The organism is Sphingomonas glacialis (genome assembly GCF_006439055.1).
GTDB lineage: Bacteria > Pseudomonadota > Alphaproteobacteria > Sphingomonadales > Sphingomonadaceae > Sphingomonas > Sphingomonas glacialis_A.
On the sequence record NZ_RCZC01000003.1, the window covers coordinates 458,048 to 472,696 of the forward strand.

The following is a 14,649-nucleotide window of genomic DNA, read 5'->3' on the forward strand; positions in this document are numbered from 1 at the left end:
TGACCGCACGCTTCCGCCGCCGCCGGCGTTGCTCAATCGAGGTGAAGGTAAGCCGGGTCGAAATCCGCGACACGGCACAAAGCGTCCCAATCCTGCACCACGAACATGCGGCGTTCGCGCGCGATCAGCTGCTCGGCTTCGAGATGTTGCAGCATCCGGTTGACGTGGACCGGGGTCAGCGCCGTCGCATCGGCGATCTGCTCCTGGCTCATCGGCAGCTCGAAGCGGCGTCGTTCTTCGTTCGGGGGTGGCCCTTCGCGGCGGTAGATCAGCTCGCACAGCAGATGCGCGATCCGCGTCCGCGCGTCGCGCCGGCCGACGTTGAGGATCCATTCGCGCTGGATCGATCCGTCGATCAGCGTGTCGCGCCACAGCGCGCGCGCGATGCCCGGGCGCGCATCGATCGTCGCGCGGATGGCATCGATCGGGATCCACGCGATCCGCGCCTCGTTGAGCGCCTGCACATTATGATCGGCGGCGCGCAGTTCGAGATGGTGCAGATCGACGATATCGCCGCGACGGTGGAAGGACAGGATCTGCCGCTGTCCGACGCCGGTCAGCTTGCTGCGAAAGGCATGGCCTTCGAGCACGAGGCTGCAGTCGCGCACCATCTGCCCGTCGCGCAGGAGATAGCCATTGCCGCGGACGTTCTGGATGCGGATCGGCCAGGCGCGGATCGCGCGGACATCGTCGTCGTCGAGTCGTGCGATGCGCTGCAGCTTCGCGATGAGCGGGGCAAAGGGATCCTCGAGAACGCCCGCCCCCCGTCTGGCGTGGTCGAAATCGTATCGAGCGGTTTGCTGGTCCATGATAACCCGAATGCAATAGGGTGAACACTCCAGCGCCATGAGCATGGCGTACTCGCTGACGTCCGATCCTGCAGAAAGAACGATGTACCGGCAATAATGTAGATCAATCGAGCGAAATAGTCGGGTCGATTCGTCAAAATTTCGCGGTCAGGTCGCGACACATTAGCTTGTTATTGCAATGAACTAAGGTCCGTCAAGCCGTTCGCACCGAGGTGCCGAGGCACGTCGTACTGGGCCAGGAGCGGGAAGGTGATGTGGCACTGCAGGCCGCCCGGACGCAGCACGAAGCGCGTGTGTGCATCGAGCGTATCGGGCAGTGTCTGCTCGATCAGGGCGCGTCCGACGCCGTGGTGTGCTGCCGTGCTCGGCTCCACCGGAACGCCGGTCTCGTTCCACTCGAGCCACAGCTCGCCCGCAACCACGACCCAGCTGATGTGCAGCCGCCCGTCGTGACGCGACAAGGCGCCGAACTTCAGCGCGTTGGTGACCAATTCGTGCAAGGCGAGCGCCATCGGCTGCGCTTGCGCGTGCTGCAGCCACGCGATCCGGCCCGTGATCACGATCCGCGGATCCTCGCCAAAGTGAAATTCGCGCAACGCGTCGCGGATCAGCATTTCCAGATCATGCGATCCGCTCGTATCTTGCTGGAAGCGGGCAAGCACCACGAGCCGCGCATCGAAATGACCCGCAATCGATTCGATCGTTCCGCCCGATTCAACGGTGCGCGCGAAGAGCGATCGGATCGTCGACAACAGCGTCGCCGAATGTGCGTCTGCGGCATCGAGTTGTGCGCGCAACGCCGCAACCTCGGCCCGCAGCACGGCATTTTCCGCATGGCCAGCACGCTCGGCAGTCATTCGGTGTCTGGTCATGGACAAGATCTCGAACAGAGTCGCTTCGTTGCAGCGCAGTATCGCGCACGCTGGTTCCTTTTTGCAACTGCGTGCGCGACATGGTGCGTCGATTAATCCGCTTTCTGTGGACAGATCAGAAATTTCGTGCCGGTCGCGCGACGATTATAGGCTGCGATCGTGTCGGGCTGGAGCGCCTCGATCAGCGAAATCTCGTGCGTGTAATGGCTCGCGAAGGTCGTCGTCAGCTCGGCGACGACGCGATCCTTGAGCGCCTGCACGGCCTCGCCGCCGATCTTGATCAGGAACGGTGTCAGCAGAAAACCGCCGAGCGACCAGCTGAACCCATAGCTGTTGCGGTTGAGCGTGGTGGGCCCGACGTCGAGTCCGCCATAGATATAGACCTGCTTGAACGTGTCCGACCCGTAACGGCTATAGGTGGTCATCCGCTTGACCGCGGCGGCCTCCATGCAGCTGAGCAATTGCCCGGCAAGCTTGCCGCCGCCGATCGCATCGAAGGCGAGCGTCGCGCCGGTCTCGGTGATCATCGCGGTCAGCGTGTCGAGGAAATCGGGCTGGCTCGAATCGGCGACGTACTGCGCGCCGATCCCGCGGAGCAATTCGGCCTGCTCCGGGCTGCGCACGACGTTGATGAGCGGAATGCCGTCCTTGAGGCAGATCTTGACGAGCATCTGGCCGAGGTTCGACGCAGCGGCGGTATGGATCAGCGCGCTATGCCCCTCGCGCCGCATCACTTCGGTCATCGCGAGCGAGGTCAGCGGGTTGACGAAGCACGAGGCGCCATCGGCGGGCGCGGTGCCGTCGGGGAGGAGCATACATTCGGCCACGCGCAACACGCGATATTGCGCGTACATCGCGCCGCCGAGCATCGCCACGGTCTTGCCGAGGAGGGCCTGCGCGGCGGGCGACGCGCCCGCCTTGACGACGATCCCGGCGCCCTCGGTGCCGACCGGCATCGCTTCGTCGAGCCGGGTCGCCATCGCGCGCATCCCGCCCGGCGATACCGGGGCGGTTACCAGCGGATGGCCGTCGCGGACGGTCGCTGCGGCGCTGCTCATGTCGGCCGCGCCGAACAGCAAGGCGAGGTCCGACGGGTTGATCGGAGTCGCCAGCACCTTGACGACGACCTGATCGTCGCGCGGCTCGGCAACCGGTTGATCGACCAGCGAAACCTCGAGCTGCGCGTCCTTGGTGATGCGCGACAGCAGCTGCAGCCCCGTGCTTGGAACATGATCGGTCATGGTAATTTCCTCTCCGTATTTGGCGGCAACCCTAGCCATTCGGCGGCGCGCGCGCGAGTGCGAACATGGTTCTCACCGCCGCGATCCTTTGATACGGATGCACGCAGGCGGCGCGTGGCATAGCGCAAGACGACGCCTGTGTAGCGAGGCTTGATGACCAATTGCGCGACCGGGGTGACAGGCCTCGACGATATCCTGGCCGGTGGGCTGACCCGCGGCCGCCTGTTCCTGCTCGAGGGCAGCCCCGGCACCGGCAAGACGACGATCGCCACGCAGTTCCTGATGGCGGGCGCGGCGGCGGGCGAAAGTACGCTGTACATCACCTTGTCCGAGACCGCCGAGGAACTGCGCGACGGCGCCGCCTCGCACGGCTGGACGCTCGCGCCCGAGCTCAACGTCTATGAGCTCGTCCCCCCCGAAAGCCTGCTCGATGCCGAACAGCAGCAGAGCCTGCTCTATTCGTCGGATCTCGAGCTCGGCGAGACGACCAAGCGCATCTTCGAAGCGTTCGAGCGGATCAAGCCGACCCGCGTGGTGCTCGACAGCCTGTCCGAGATCCGCCTGTTGGCGCAGAGTTCGCTGCGCTACCGCCGCCAGATCCTCGCGCTCAAACATTATTTCGCCAAGGCCGATGCGACCGTGCTGATGCTCGACGATCTCACCGCCGATGTCGGCGACAAGACCGTCCACAGCGTCGCGCACGCGGTGATCCGGCTCGAAGAGCTGTCGCCCAATTACGGTCCCGAGCGTCGCCGGCTGCGCGTGCTGAAATATCGCGGCCGCAAATATCTTGGCGGCTATCACGATTTCATCATCGCGACCGGCGGCATCCGCGTCTTCCCGCGCCTCGTCGCCGCCGACTATAAGACCGATTTCTCGCGCGAGATCGTCGCCGTCGACAATGCCCCGCTCAACGCGCTGCTCGGCGGCGGCTTTGCGCGCGGGGCGAGCACGCTGATCCTCGGACCGGCGGGGACGGGCAAATCTCTGCTGACGCTCGGCTTCGTCAAGGCGGCGGTCGATCGCGGCGAGCGCGCGGCGATGTTCGTGTTCGACGAGGAACTCGGGCTGCTGTTCGAACGCGCCAAGGGGCTCGGCATCGATCTGCAGACGATGGTCGATGCGGGCAATCTGGTGATCGAGCAGGTCGATGCCGCCGAACTGTCGCCGGGCGAATTCTCCGAAATCGTCCGCGTCTCGGTCGAAAAGCATGCCGCGCGCACCGTGGTGGTCGACAGCCTCAACGGCTATCAGGCGGCGATGCCCGAAGAGCAGGCGCTGATCCTGCACATGCACGAGCTGCTGCAATATCTGAACCGCCAGGGCGTGATGACCTTCCTGACGGTCGCGCAGCACGGGCTGGTCGGCGACATGAAGTCGCCGGTCGATGTCACCTATCTCGCCGATACCGTTATTCTACTGCGATATTTCGAGGCGCGCGGACGGGTCCGAAGAGCGATTTCGGTCGTTAAGAAGCGGACCGGTCCCCACGAGGACACGATCCGCGAGTTCATGATCGGCGACGACGGGATCACGCTTGGTGAGCCGTTGACGGGCTTTCAGGGCGTGTTGCGGGGCGTGCCAACCTTGGTGGGGGACGGTGAAGGGCTCCTAGTGTCGAAGGCTTGAACGACCGTTGAACCGTACGTTTGCAGAAGGTGCGGTGGTGCTTGCGCCGCGGGGTCGCGACGGCGCCATCGCACAGGCGATGCTCGCCGAGGCCGGGTTGGTGGCGGAGACCGTGCCCGACCTCGCCGGGTTCGTCTCCACGCTGCGGACCGGCGCGGGGTTCGCGATCGTCACCGAGGAAGCACTGCGCAATGCCGATCTGCGCGAGCTCGCCGGCTTTTTGCACGATCAGCAGGAATGGTCCGACTTCCCCTTCATCCTGCTGACCGAGCGCGGCGGTGGGCTCGAGCGCAACCCCGGCGCGGTGCGGCTGCTCGAGACGCTCGGCAACGTCACCTTTCTCGAACGGCCGTTCCACCCGACCACGCTGATCAGCCTCGCCAAGGCGGCGTCGCGAGCGCGCGTGCGGCAATATCAGGCCCGTGCCCGGCTCGAGGAGATCAATGACGGGCAAGCGAGCCTCAAGCTTGCTCTGTCGGCAGGCGGGCTTGGCACCTGGGCGCTCGCGATGCCGTCGCGCACGCTGCGCGCGGCACACGACAGCAAGGCCCATTTCGGCCGCGGCGAGGACGATCGGTTCGATTTCGACGATCTGATCGCCGCGATCCATCCGCAGGACCGTAGCTTGCTCGACGCAGCGCTCGCCGAATCGGTCGAGACCGGCGCCGATCTCGATCTCGAGGCGCGCTGTCTGTGGCCCGACGCGTCGCTGCACTGGGTGCAGATCAACGGGCGCGTCGAGCGCGACCTGTCGGGTGCGGTGGTCCAGCTGGTCGGGGTGTCGCACGATATCACCGAGCGGCGACAGGACGAACTGCGCCAGCGCGCGCTGCTCGAGCTCGGCGACGCGCTGCGGCACATGACCAATGCCGACAAGATGTCGTTCCTCGCCGCGCGCATCCTCGGCGAGACGATGGGGGTGAGCCGCGCGGGCTATGGCACGATCGACCCGGTGCGCGAGACGATCACCGTCAAGCGCGACTGGAACATGCCGGGGATCGAGAGCATCGCCGGCACGCTGCACTTTCGCGATTACGGCTCGTATATCGAGGATCTCAAGCGCGGCGACACGGCCGCGATCGGCGATGTACGGCTCGATCCGCGTACCGCGGACGGCGCGAGCGCGCTCGAGGCGATTTCGGCGCGTGCGTTCGTCAACATGCCGATCCTCGACAACGGCCAGTTCGTCGCCTTGCTCTATCTCAACCATGCGGGCGTGCGGCCCTGGTCGGCCGAGGACATCGCCTTTATCCGCGACGTCGCCAACCGTACGCAATCGGCGATCGAGCGGCGCAACGCCGAGACGGCGCTCGCCAATCTGGCGGACTCGCTCGAGCGCGAGGTCGAGGCGCGGACGCGCGAGCGCGATCGGACGTGGCAGAACTCGCAGGATCTGCTCGGCGTGATCGACCTCGAGGGACGCTTCGTCGCGGTCAACCCCGCTTGGGCGGAGATCCTCGGCTGGTATCCGCGTGATATGGTGGGGCGCCGGCATGTCGAGTTCATCCACCCCGACGATATGGCGGCGTCCGACGCGGCATATCAACAGGCAGTGGCCGGGCGGCTGCACCAGTTCGAAAACCGCGTGCGGCACCGCGATGGCGGGTATCGCTGGGTGTCGTGGGTGGCGTCTTCGGGCGACGGGCTGGTCTATGCCAGCGGGCGCCACATCACCGCCGAAAAGGAGGCGCGGCTCGAGCTCGAGGCGGCGCAGGCGCAGTTGCGCCAAGCGCAGAAGATGGAGGCGGTGGGGCAACTGACCGGCGGCATCGCGCACGATTTCAACAATCTGCTTACCGCAATTTCTGGCAGCCTCGAGCTGATGCAGATCCGCGTCCGCCAGGGGCGAACGGGCGATATTGAACGCTATGTCGAGGCAGCCCAACAGGCGGCGCGGCGCGCCGCGGCGTTGACGCACCGTTTGCTCGCTTTCTCGCGCCGCCAGACGCTCGATCCACGGCCGACCGACATCAACCGGCTGATCGTCAGCCTCGACGATCTGCTGCGGCGTTCGGTCGGGCCGACGATCGAGCTCGAAGTGGTCGGCGCGGGCGGGCTGTGGACCGCGCTGATCGACCCCAACCAGCTCGAAAACGCGGTGCTCAATCTGTGCATCAATGCGCGCGACGCGATGCCAGACGGCGGGCGCATCACTATCGAGACCGCCAACAAATGGCTCGACGCAAAGGGCGCGGCCGAGCGGCATTTGCCGCCGGGGCAATATATTTCGCTGTGCGTCACCGATACGGGCTCGGGCATGACGCCCGAGACGATCGAGCGCGCGTTCGACCCGTTCTTCACCACCAAGCCGCTCGGCGAGGGAACCGGGCTCGGCCTGTCGATGATCTACGGCTTCGTGCGCCAGTCGGGCGGGCAGGTGCGGATCTATTCCGAGCTCGGGCAGGGCACCACGATGTGCCTCTATTTCCCGCGCGTGATTGGGCAGGATGCGCTCGACGAGGTCGCCACGCCAAGCGACGTCGCGCTGCCGCTGGCGAGCGGCGAGACGGTACTGGTGGTCGATGACGAGGATGCCGTGCGGATGCTGGTGACCGATCTGCTGTCGGACATCGGCTGCAACTATCTCGAGGCGGCCGATGGGCCGGCGGGGCTCGCGATCCTCGATTCGCCGGCACGGATCGATCTGCTGATTACCGATGTCGGTCTGCCCAAGGGGATGAACGGGCGCCAGCTCGCCGATGCGGCGCGGCAGAAGCGGCCCGATCTCAAGATCCTGTTCATCACCGGCTATGCCGAGAATGCGGTGATCGGCAACGGGCATCTCGACCCGGGGATGCACATCCTGACCAAGCCGTTTCCGATGGACGTGATGAGCGCGCGCATCCGCGAGCTGCTCGGGACGGGTGCCGAGCGCGCGGACGGCGCGTGACGCGGTGGACCTGCCGGCTAACCTTTCAGCCGTTGCGGTAGCCCGGCGATCACGAAGTCGACCTGCGATACCGCCGCCGCGACGCGCTGGTTGAGCAGGCCGGCGATGTCGCGGAAGCGGCGGGCGAGCGCATTGTCGGGCACGATTCCGAAGCCCACCTCGTTCGAGACCAGCACGATCGGCGCCCCGATCCGCGCGAGCGTGGCGACGAGCGCGTCCGCGGCGGCATCGGTATCGGCCTCGGCGAGCAGTAGGTTCGACGCCCAGAGCGTCAGGCAATCGACGAGCAAGGTCGCGCCCGGCCGGTCGGCAGCGGTGATCGCCGCGGGCAGGTCGAGCGGTGCCTCGACCGTCCGCCAGCGCGCGTCGCGGTCGGCGCGGTGGCGCGCGATGCGGTCGGTCATTTCGCCGTCAAAGGCCTGCGCGGTGGCGATGAAGACGAGCGCGCCGCCGCTCGCCTCGGCGATCGCCTGGGCGTGACGGCTCTTGCCCGAGCGCGCACCGCCGAGCACCAACAGGCTTTTCGTGATCGCGGGCATTGGCGGCATCCTTATCGCGGGCTTGCGCGCGGCAAGCGGATTGGCGATGGCAAAAGCCATGCCGCAAGTCGAGAGCTAGAGCCGTGTCCGCACTGACGATCCATGGCGGGCGCATCGATGCCGCGGCGGCGCGCTATCCGGCGGCGCCGGTGCCGTGGCTCGATCTGTCGACCGGGATCAACCCGAACGGCTATAATCCCGCGGCGCTGGCGGAGGGGGATCCGTATGCGTTGCCCTCGCCGAGCCGCCTGGCGGCGCTCGAGGATGCGGCGGCGGCGGCGTTCGGCATGACGTGCGGCGCCATCGCGGCGGTGCCGGGGAGCGAGATCGGGCTGCGCCTGCTTGCGACGATGGGACTGCCGGGGCCGGCCTGTGTCGTCGCGCCGAGCTATGGCTCGCACGCTGCGGCGTTCCCCAACGCGACGCCGGTCGCGGGCGACGCGCTAGCGGGGGCGGAATGGCGCAGCGCCTTGCTCGCCAATCCCAACAATCCCGACGGGCGGCTGCTCGCGCCCGAAACGCTGCTCGCGCTCACCCGGTCGCGCGCTGCGGATGGCGGTTGGCTGGTGATCGACGAGGCGTTCGCCGATTGCGTCGCGGGGGCGAGCGTATTGCCGCTGCTGGACGCGGACGACCGGGTGCTCGTGTTCCGCTCGTTCGGGAAGTTTTACGGGCTGGCCGGCGTGCGGCTCGGTTTCGTTTGCGGGCCCGAAGCGATCGTCGCGCGCTATCGCGAGCGGCTCGGGAGCTGGCCGGTCTCGTCCGCCGCGATCGAGATCGGCATTGCGGCGTATCGCGACGTCGCGTGGCAAGGCGCGACGCGGATCCGCGTTGCGGCGCAAGCGGCAGCGCTAGACGAGGTACTGCGGCGGCACGGGCTTGCGCCACGGGGCGATTGCCCGCTGTTTCGCCTGGTCGAGATGCCCGACGCGGGGCTGCTGTTCGAGCGGTTGGCAGCGGCGGGAATCCTCACGCGCCCATTCGATTATGCGCCCGACTGGCTGCGGATCGGCCTGCCGGGGAGCGCCGACGCCCTCGCGCGACTCGATCGTTCGCTCGGCGGTGGTTGAGCCGGTTGCGCTCGGCGCGCTGGCGCTCGATGCGCTGCTTGGCTGGCCGGGCGGACTGTATGCGCGGATCGGGCATCCGGTTGGCTGGTTCGCGCGGTTGATCGGGGCGTGCGAGGCGCGCTGGAACGGCGTGGTCCGGACGCCCCGCGCGCGCTGGATTGCCGGGATTTTTACTGTGCTGGTGTTGGTATGCCTGGTCGGCGCGGTCGCCTGGGGGCTGACGCTCCTACTCCGCATCGCTTTGGGCGGTTGGGCGTGGATCGGGATCGCGGTGCTCGCCTGGCCGGGGCTGGCGCAGCGTAGCCTCGACGATCATGTCCGTCCCGTCGCGGCTGCGCTAGAAGCGGGCGATCTTCCCGCGGCGCGGAGCGCGGTGGCGATGATCGTCGGGCGCGATACCGCTACGCTAGACGAGTCCGACGTCGCACGCGCCGCGATCGAGAGTCTCGCCGAGAGCTTTTGCGACGGCGTGGTCGCGCCGTTCTTCTGGCTGCTGCTGGGCGGCCTGCCGGGGCTGTGGATCTACAAGGCGCTCAACACCGCCGACAGCATGATCGGCCACCGTGAGCCGCGCTGGCGGATGTTCGGCTGGGCGGCGGCGCGCAGCGATGACGTCGCGAACCTCGTGCCCGCCCGGCTCGCCGGGGTGATCCTGTGCGTGGTCGGCGGTGGCGGCTGGGGCACGCTTTGGCGGGACGCGGGCAAGCATGCCTCGCCCAATGCCGGCTGGCCCGAGGCGGCGATGGCGGGTGTGCTCGGCGTCCGGCTCGCCGGGCCGATCGCCTATGATGGCGTTGTTGCCGACAAGCCGTGGATCGGCACCGGGGCGGTGGCGATCGGCGCGGGCGAGATCCGCCGCGCGCTCGGCGTCTATCGCCGGGGGTGCGCGCTGCTGTGGATCGTGGCAGGGGGCGTCGCATGGGCGCTGTAATGCTTCAGGGGACGGGGTCGGACGTCGGCAAGTCGGTGCTGGTCGCCGGCCTGTGTCGTGCGCTCGCCAATCGCGGCCTCGTCGTCCGCCCCTTCAAGCCGCAGAATATGTCGAACAATGCCGCGGTCACTACCGACGGCGGCGAGATCGGCCGGGCGCAAGCGACGCAGGCGATCGCCGCGCGCGTCGCGCCGCATGTCGACATGAACCCGGTGCTGCTCAAGCCGCAGGGCGACCGCACCTCACAGCTGATTGTCCACGGCCAGGTGCGCGGGACGCTGGCTGCGGCGAACTGGCGCGAAGGGCGCGCCGGGTTGCTCGACGACGTGCTCGCCAGCTATCGGCGCCTGCGCGCGCAGTCCGATATCGTCGTGATCGAGGGCGCGGGGAGCCCGGCCGAGATCAACCTGCGCAGCGGCGACATCGCCAATATGGGGTTCGCGCGTGCCGCCGGCGTGCCGGTGGTGCTGGTCGGCGATATCGATCGTGGCGGGGTGATCGCCTCGCTGGTGGGGACGCGCGCCGTGATCGATCCCGCCGATGCGGCGATGATCCACGGCTTCCTGGTCAACAAGTTTCGCGGCGATCCCGCGCTGTTCGACGATGGCTATCGCGCGATCGAGGCGCGCAGCGGGTGGCGCGGGTTCGGTGTCGTGCCGTGGCTGCCCGAAGCGGTGCGCTTGCCGAGCGAGGATGCGGTGGTGCTCGAACGCCGCAGCGTTGGGGGCGACGGGCGGATCGTCATCGCGTGCCCGATCACCGCGCGGATCGCCAATTTCGACGATCTCGATCCCTTGCGGCTCGAGCCCGATATCGAACTGGTGATGGTGCCGCCCGGCCAGCCGATCCCCGATGCCGCGCTGATCGTGCTTGCCGGATCGAAGGCGACGATCGCCGATCTCGCGTTCTTGCGCGCGCAGGGGTGGGATATCGACATCCTCGCGCACCATCGGCGCGGACGGCCGGTGCTCGGGCTGTGCGGCGGGTATCAGATGCTCGGGCGCGTGGTGTCGGACCCGCATGGGATCGAGGGGCCGGTCGGCTCGGTTGCCGGGCTCGGTCTGCTCGACGTTGCGACCGAGATCGGGCTGGCAAAGACGGTCGGCGCGGCTTGCGGGACGGCGCTGGGTGCGGCGTTCGACGGCTATGAGATCCACATGGGCCGCACCACCGGGCCTGATACCGAGCGCCCCGTCGGGCACTTCAGCGATGGCCGCGCCGAAGGCGCGATGAGCGCCGACGGGCTGGTGTGCGGCAGCTATGTCCACGGCCTGCTCGGCGATGCGCGCCAGCGCGCGGCGTGGCTCGCGCGGATCGGTGTCGATGGCGCCGGACCAGATCATAGCGCGTCGATCGACGCCGCGCTCGATGCGATCGCCGCGACGCTCGAGCGGCATGTCGACATGGACGCGCTTATCGCGCTGTCACAGACGGCACGCGACGATCGCGAGCAATAGGCCGGTCTCGACCAGTTCGATCCCCGCGCCGTGGCAATCGCCGCTCACCCCGCCGACGCGCCAGCGCAGCCACAGGGCGAAGCCGAGCACCAGCACCGGTGCGACGAGCAAAGCGGGTAGCACGGTCGTCGCGGCGGCGAGCACCAGCGCCCAGCCGATCAGATCGCGCGGTCGCACCGCGGTAGCGACGCGCGCGCCGAGCCCGTCGCGCAGCGGCGGCAGCCAGCGCGCCCAGGCGAGTGGTCCGATCCGGGCGGCGAACGGCACGAGGATGACGGGCCACCAGGCAAGACCGGCGAGCGCGTGGAGCAGGACGAGCTTCGCAAGCATCTGCAGCCCGATCGTGACGACGCCGAAGCTGCCGATATGCGGATCGGCCATCACCGCAAGCAGCCGCGTCCGGTCGCCATGCGCCGCGCCGAGCCCATCGGCGAGATCGCCGAGACCATCGAGATGCAGCGCCCCGGTAACGGCGACCCAGGCGATCAGCGCGGCGAGCGCGCCCACCCAGGGGCCGATCTGGCTTCCCGCCCAGCCGCTCCCCGCAATGAGTGCGCCGATTGCCAGCCCGACGATCGGGTAAGCGCGGATCGCCGCGGCAAAATCGCCCGCGTCGGCGGGGACCTGCGGCATCGGCAGCCGCGTCAGGAAGCCGAACGCGACGATCAGCCGCTTCATGTCGCGAGTCCGACGATCTGCGCGGCAACGCTCGGTTCGCGCCACACGCGCAGCGTCAGCAGGGCAGCGTAGGGCAGGTCGATCGACCAGGTCTGCGCTTGCGAGAAGCAGCACAGAGTGGCGAGCGCGGCGCGCATCGCGCCGGCGTGCGTCACGACCAGGGTCGGCACGGTAAGGTCGCGACACGCCAGCGCGACGCGCGCCGTCAGGCTCGACCAGCGCTCGCCCGCGGGCGGCGGGTTGGCATCGGGGTCATCCCAGAAGGCGGAGAGCGCCGCGGGATCGATCGTCGCCGGCGCGTGCCCGTCCCACGCGCCGAAATCGAGCTCGCGCCAGCGCGGGTCGATCGTCACGCCGCGCCCGCGGTCCTGCGCGATCGTCTCGGCGCAGGCGCGCGCCCGGATCAGATCCGAGCTGACGATCGCTGCGACATCGAGCCCGGCGGCGCGGCTGACGCAATCGGCCAGGCCCTGCGCGGTCACCGCGCTGTCGGTCCGGCCGAGCAGCGTGCCCGCAAGTTCGGGCGCGCCGTGGCGCAGCAGATGGAGCAGGACCGGCGCGCTCACGCGGCCGAGACGCCGGCTTCGGCAAAGGTCGCCATCTCGGCATGCGCGGCGAGCGCGGCGCGGATCACGCCCGCTGCAACCGCCGCACCGCTCGCTTCGCCGAGCCGCATGCCGAGGCTCAGCAGCGGCGCGAGCCCGAGCTTTGCGAGCAAGCGCGCATGGCCCGGCTCGGCCGAGCAATGCCCGGCGATGCAGTGATCGGCGATCGCGGGATGTGCCGCGGCGAGCGGGGCGAGGGCCGCGCTGCAGATGAAGCCATCGAGCACCACGACCACGCCCGCCTGCCGCGCGGCGACGACCGCGCCGGCAATCGCCGCGATCTCGCGCCCGCCGACGCGGCGCAGCGTTTCGAACGGTGTCTGCGGCGCATCGGCGTGGCAGGCGAGCGCGGCCTCGACCACCGCCACCTTGCGTGCAACGCCTGCCGCATCGACCCCAGTCCCTGGCCCGACCCAGTCCGTCACACTGCCGCCGAAGCTGCGCGCGCACAGCGCCGCCGCCGCGGTCGAATTGCCGATCCCCATTTCCCCGAGCACGAGCAGATCGACGCCCTCGCTCACGACCGCCGCGCCGGCATTGAGCGCGGCGAGACATTCCTCGGCGGTCATTGCGGGCGAAGTCGTAAAGTCGGCGGTCGGGCGGTCGAGCTCGAGCGGGACGACGACGAGCTCGAGCCCCGCGGCCGCCGCCAAGGCGTTGATCGCAGCGCCGCCCTTCTGGAAATTGCGGACCATTTCGACGGTGACCGCCGCCGGAAAGGCGCTGACGCCGTGCGCGACGATCCCGTGATTGCCCGCGAACACCGCGACGCGGCCATGGTCGATGCGGGGAACGCCCACGCCCTGCCATCCGGCGATGAACACCGCCACGTCCTCAAGCCGCCCGAGCGAGCCGGGCGGCTTGGTCAGCTGGCCCTGCCGTTCGGCCGCCTCGGCCAGCGCGGTGCGATCGGGGCCGGGCAGCGCGGCAAGCGCGGTCTCGAACGCGGCGACCGACGCGAACGCGCTCATTCGACGACGAAGCCGGCGGGCGGCGTGCGCGTGATGAAATGGCCCTTCACCCCCGCGGGCCAGCTGCGATAGGCCACTTGGCCCGCCTCGCTCTCGGCATAGAGAAGCGCATAATCGAGGATCGCGCGTGCGGCCTCTTCGCTCGGCTCGAAGCGGCCGAGCACATAGCCGACCTTGCCCGGCGCGCGCAGATGCACCGTGCAGAAATCCTGGCACGCGAACAGGCACGGCATTTCCTGCACTGCGACGCCGTCATAGCCGGGCTCGGCCTGGATCGCGCGCAACGCCTCGACGAGGCGCGCGCCGCCGCGTATCCCGTCTCCGTCATCGCGTTGATCGGCGGAGAAGCGGCAGGTGTTGCAGGCAACGACGGCGGGACCGTCGGCGACTTCGCGCAGGTTCATGCGAGCACCGTGCGCGGCGCGGCGTCGGGGGCGGGCACGCCCATTGCGGTGAGCAGGCGGTACAGCGCGTAGAAGACGGCAAGGATGACGGCGTAGCGCACGAACTGGCGCTCGAGGATCGGCAGCGACAGCGCCACATCGGCATGGCCGATCACCGGCGCCCAGAACAGGATGCCGAGCTTGAACGTCGCGAACGCCGCGACATAGGCGATCGCGAGCCGCGCGAGCGTCGAGCGTGCCGGGACATAGGTGTCGACCACGCTGGCGACGATCGTCCCCGCAACCGCAGCGGTGCCGATCGCGACGCCGGTCAGCGCGGTCGCCGCGTCCCACGGATAGCCCAGCGCGCAAAAGCCGATTGCCTGGCTCACTGCCCAGGCGGCGAGCATCAGCAACACACCGTCGCGGCGATCGAGATGCACCGCCGCCAGCGCGGCGAGCGCGGGGAACGGGGTGGCGCAGGCGAAGATCAGCGTGGTGAGCGTGCTCGCGATCGTGAAGAGCAGGATCCACAGGAGGTCGGCCTGGTGCGTCCGGGTTGCGTTCGTCATCA

Annotated in this window: 14 protein-coding genes; 5 read left to right on the forward strand and 9 right to left on the reverse strand. The window is 68.6% G+C overall.

Translation table 11 applies throughout. The features are described from left to right. Window positions 1-32 precede the first annotated feature (32 nt). The 3 genes from EAH76_RS13975 to EAH76_RS13985 form a co-directional block, all read right to left on the reverse strand. Entirely contained in the window at window positions 33-809 is a 777-nt protein-coding gene (locus EAH76_RS13975) for a Crp/Fnr family transcriptional regulator (protein ID WP_140850874.1), read from the reverse strand. A 170-nt stretch (window positions 810-979) separates the two neighbouring features. Continuing rightward, window positions 980-1,681 (reverse strand): sensor histidine kinase, encoded by a 702-nt coding sequence (locus EAH76_RS13980; protein WP_140850875.1) that lies wholly within the window; start codon window positions 1,679-1,681, stop codon window positions 980-982. Window positions 1,682-1,773: 92 nt separating this feature from the next. Beyond that, entirely contained in the window at window positions 1,774-2,922 is a 1,149-nt protein-coding gene (locus EAH76_RS13985) for a zinc-binding dehydrogenase (RefSeq protein WP_140850876.1), read from the reverse strand. Between the two features lie 153 nt (window positions 2,923-3,075). On the opposite strand from EAH76_RS13985, the gene EAH76_RS13990 reads away from it, so the two are divergent. Together EAH76_RS13990 and EAH76_RS13995 are read left to right on the forward strand one after the other, a co-directional pair. Then, entirely contained in the window at window positions 3,076-4,551 is a 1,476-nt protein-coding gene (locus tag EAH76_RS13990) for an ATPase domain-containing protein (protein WP_194151003.1), read from the forward strand. 7 nt (window positions 4,552-4,558) lie between these two features. After that, window positions 4,559-7,441: a GAF domain-containing hybrid sensor histidine kinase/response regulator gene (locus EAH76_RS13995; protein WP_140850877.1), complete on the forward strand. Its 2,883-nt coding sequence runs from the start codon at window positions 4,559-4,561 to the stop codon at window positions 7,439-7,441. Window positions 7,442-7,458: 17 nt separating this feature from the next. Here EAH76_RS13995 and cobU read toward each other — a convergent pair whose 3' ends face one another. Next, complete coding sequence (cobU, locus tag EAH76_RS14000; RefSeq protein WP_194151004.1) at window positions 7,459-7,980, reverse strand: bifunctional adenosylcobinamide kinase/adenosylcobinamide-phosphate guanylyltransferase; 522 nt, start codon at window positions 7,978-7,980, stop codon at window positions 7,459-7,461. An 83-nt stretch (window positions 7,981-8,063) separates the two neighbouring features. Between cobU and EAH76_RS14005 the strand changes: the two genes are divergently transcribed. The 3 genes from EAH76_RS14005 to EAH76_RS14015 are packed head-to-tail and all read left to right on the forward strand — an operon-like array spanning window position 8,064 to window position 11,438. Continuing rightward, complete coding sequence (locus tag EAH76_RS14005) at window positions 8,064-9,050, forward strand: aminotransferase class I/II-fold pyridoxal phosphate-dependent enzyme (protein WP_140850878.1); 987 nt, start codon at window positions 8,064-8,066, stop codon at window positions 9,048-9,050. Then, window positions 9,043-9,981 carry an adenosylcobinamide-phosphate synthase CbiB gene (cbiB, locus tag EAH76_RS14010; protein WP_241659696.1) on the forward strand — a complete coding sequence of 313 codons (939 nt, stop codon included), beginning with the start codon at window positions 9,043-9,045 and terminating at the stop codon, window positions 9,979-9,981. The genes EAH76_RS14005 and cbiB overlap by 8 nt, the downstream gene beginning before the upstream one ends. Beyond that, on the forward strand, window positions 9,969-11,438 hold the full coding sequence (locus tag EAH76_RS14015) for a cobyric acid synthase (RefSeq protein WP_140850880.1): 1,470 nt from the start codon (window positions 9,969-9,971) through the stop codon (window positions 11,436-11,438). Before cbiB ends, EAH76_RS14015 begins: the two co-directional genes overlap by 13 nt. On the opposite strand, the gene cobS is transcribed toward EAH76_RS14015, so the two are convergent. Genes cobS through EAH76_RS14040 form a run of 5 tightly spaced genes read right to left on the reverse strand, consistent with a single transcriptional unit; the run spans window position 11,406 to window position 14,647 of the window. After that, a complete protein-coding gene (gene cobS / locus EAH76_RS14020; protein ID WP_140850881.1) occupies window positions 11,406-12,116 on the reverse strand; it encodes an adenosylcobinamide-GDP ribazoletransferase in 711 nt (236 codons plus the stop codon). The genes EAH76_RS14015 and cobS overlap by 33 nt on opposite strands. Then, window positions 12,113-12,682 carry a histidine phosphatase family protein gene (locus tag EAH76_RS14025; protein ID WP_140850882.1) on the reverse strand — a complete coding sequence of 190 codons (570 nt, stop codon included), beginning with the start codon at window positions 12,680-12,682 and terminating at the stop codon, window positions 12,113-12,115. Before EAH76_RS14025 ends, cobS begins: the two co-directional genes overlap by 4 nt. Continuing rightward, on the reverse strand, window positions 12,679-13,692 hold the full coding sequence (cobT, locus tag EAH76_RS14030; RefSeq protein ID WP_140850883.1) for a nicotinate-nucleotide--dimethylbenzimidazole phosphoribosyltransferase: 1,014 nt from the start codon (window positions 13,690-13,692) through the stop codon (window positions 12,679-12,681). The genes EAH76_RS14025 and cobT overlap by 4 nt, the downstream gene beginning before the upstream one ends. Further along, window positions 13,689-14,096, reverse strand: coding sequence for a DUF1636 domain-containing protein (locus EAH76_RS14035; protein ID WP_140850884.1), 408 nt, complete (start codon window positions 14,094-14,096; stop codon window positions 13,689-13,691). The genes cobT and EAH76_RS14035 overlap by 4 nt, the downstream gene beginning before the upstream one ends. Next, the gene (locus EAH76_RS14040) at window positions 14,093-14,647 is read right to left on the reverse strand and encodes a hypothetical protein (protein ID WP_140850885.1); all 555 of its coding nucleotides are present in this window, start codon (window positions 14,645-14,647) and stop codon (window positions 14,093-14,095) included. The genes EAH76_RS14035 and EAH76_RS14040 overlap by 4 nt, the downstream gene beginning before the upstream one ends. Window positions 14,648-14,649: the final 2 nt, after the last annotated feature.

What these genes read in the sequence shown, in the direction of transcription:
- EAH76_RS13975 (WP_140850874.1), bottom strand. Translation starts at nt 809, where the DNA reads ATGGACCAGCAAACCGCTCGATACGATTTCGACCACGCCAGACGGGGG.
- EAH76_RS13990 (WP_194151003.1), top strand. Translation starts at nt 3,076, where the DNA reads ATGACCAATTGCGCGACCGGGGTGACAGGCCTCGACGATATCCTGGCC.
- EAH76_RS13985 (WP_140850876.1), bottom strand. Translation starts at nt 2,922, where the DNA reads ATGACCGATCATGTTCCAAGCACGGGGCTGCAGCTGCTGTCGCGCATC.
- EAH76_RS14015 (WP_140850880.1), top strand. Translation starts at nt 9,969, where the DNA reads ATGGGCGCTGTAATGCTTCAGGGGACGGGGTCGGACGTCGGCAAGTCG.
- EAH76_RS14040 (WP_140850885.1), bottom strand. Translation starts at nt 14,647, where the DNA reads ATGACGAACGCAACCCGGACGCACCAGGCCGACCTCCTGTGGATCCTG.
- EAH76_RS14035 (WP_140850884.1), bottom strand. Translation starts at nt 14,096, where the DNA reads ATGAACCTGCGCGAAGTCGCCGACGGTCCCGCCGTCGTTGCCTGCAAC.
- cobU (WP_194151004.1), bottom strand. Translation starts at nt 7,980, where the DNA reads ATGCCCGCGATCACGAAAAGCCTGTTGGTGCTCGGCGGTGCGCGCTCG.
- EAH76_RS13980 (WP_140850875.1), bottom strand. Translation starts at nt 1,681, where the DNA reads ATGACCAGACACCGAATGACTGCCGAGCGTGCTGGCCATGCGGAAAAT.
- cobS (WP_140850881.1), bottom strand. Translation starts at nt 12,116, where the DNA reads ATGAAGCGGCTGATCGTCGCGTTCGGCTTCCTGACGCGGCTGCCGATG.
- cobT (WP_140850883.1), bottom strand. Translation starts at nt 13,692, where the DNA reads ATGAGCGCGTTCGCGTCGGTCGCCGCGTTCGAGACCGCGCTTGCCGCG.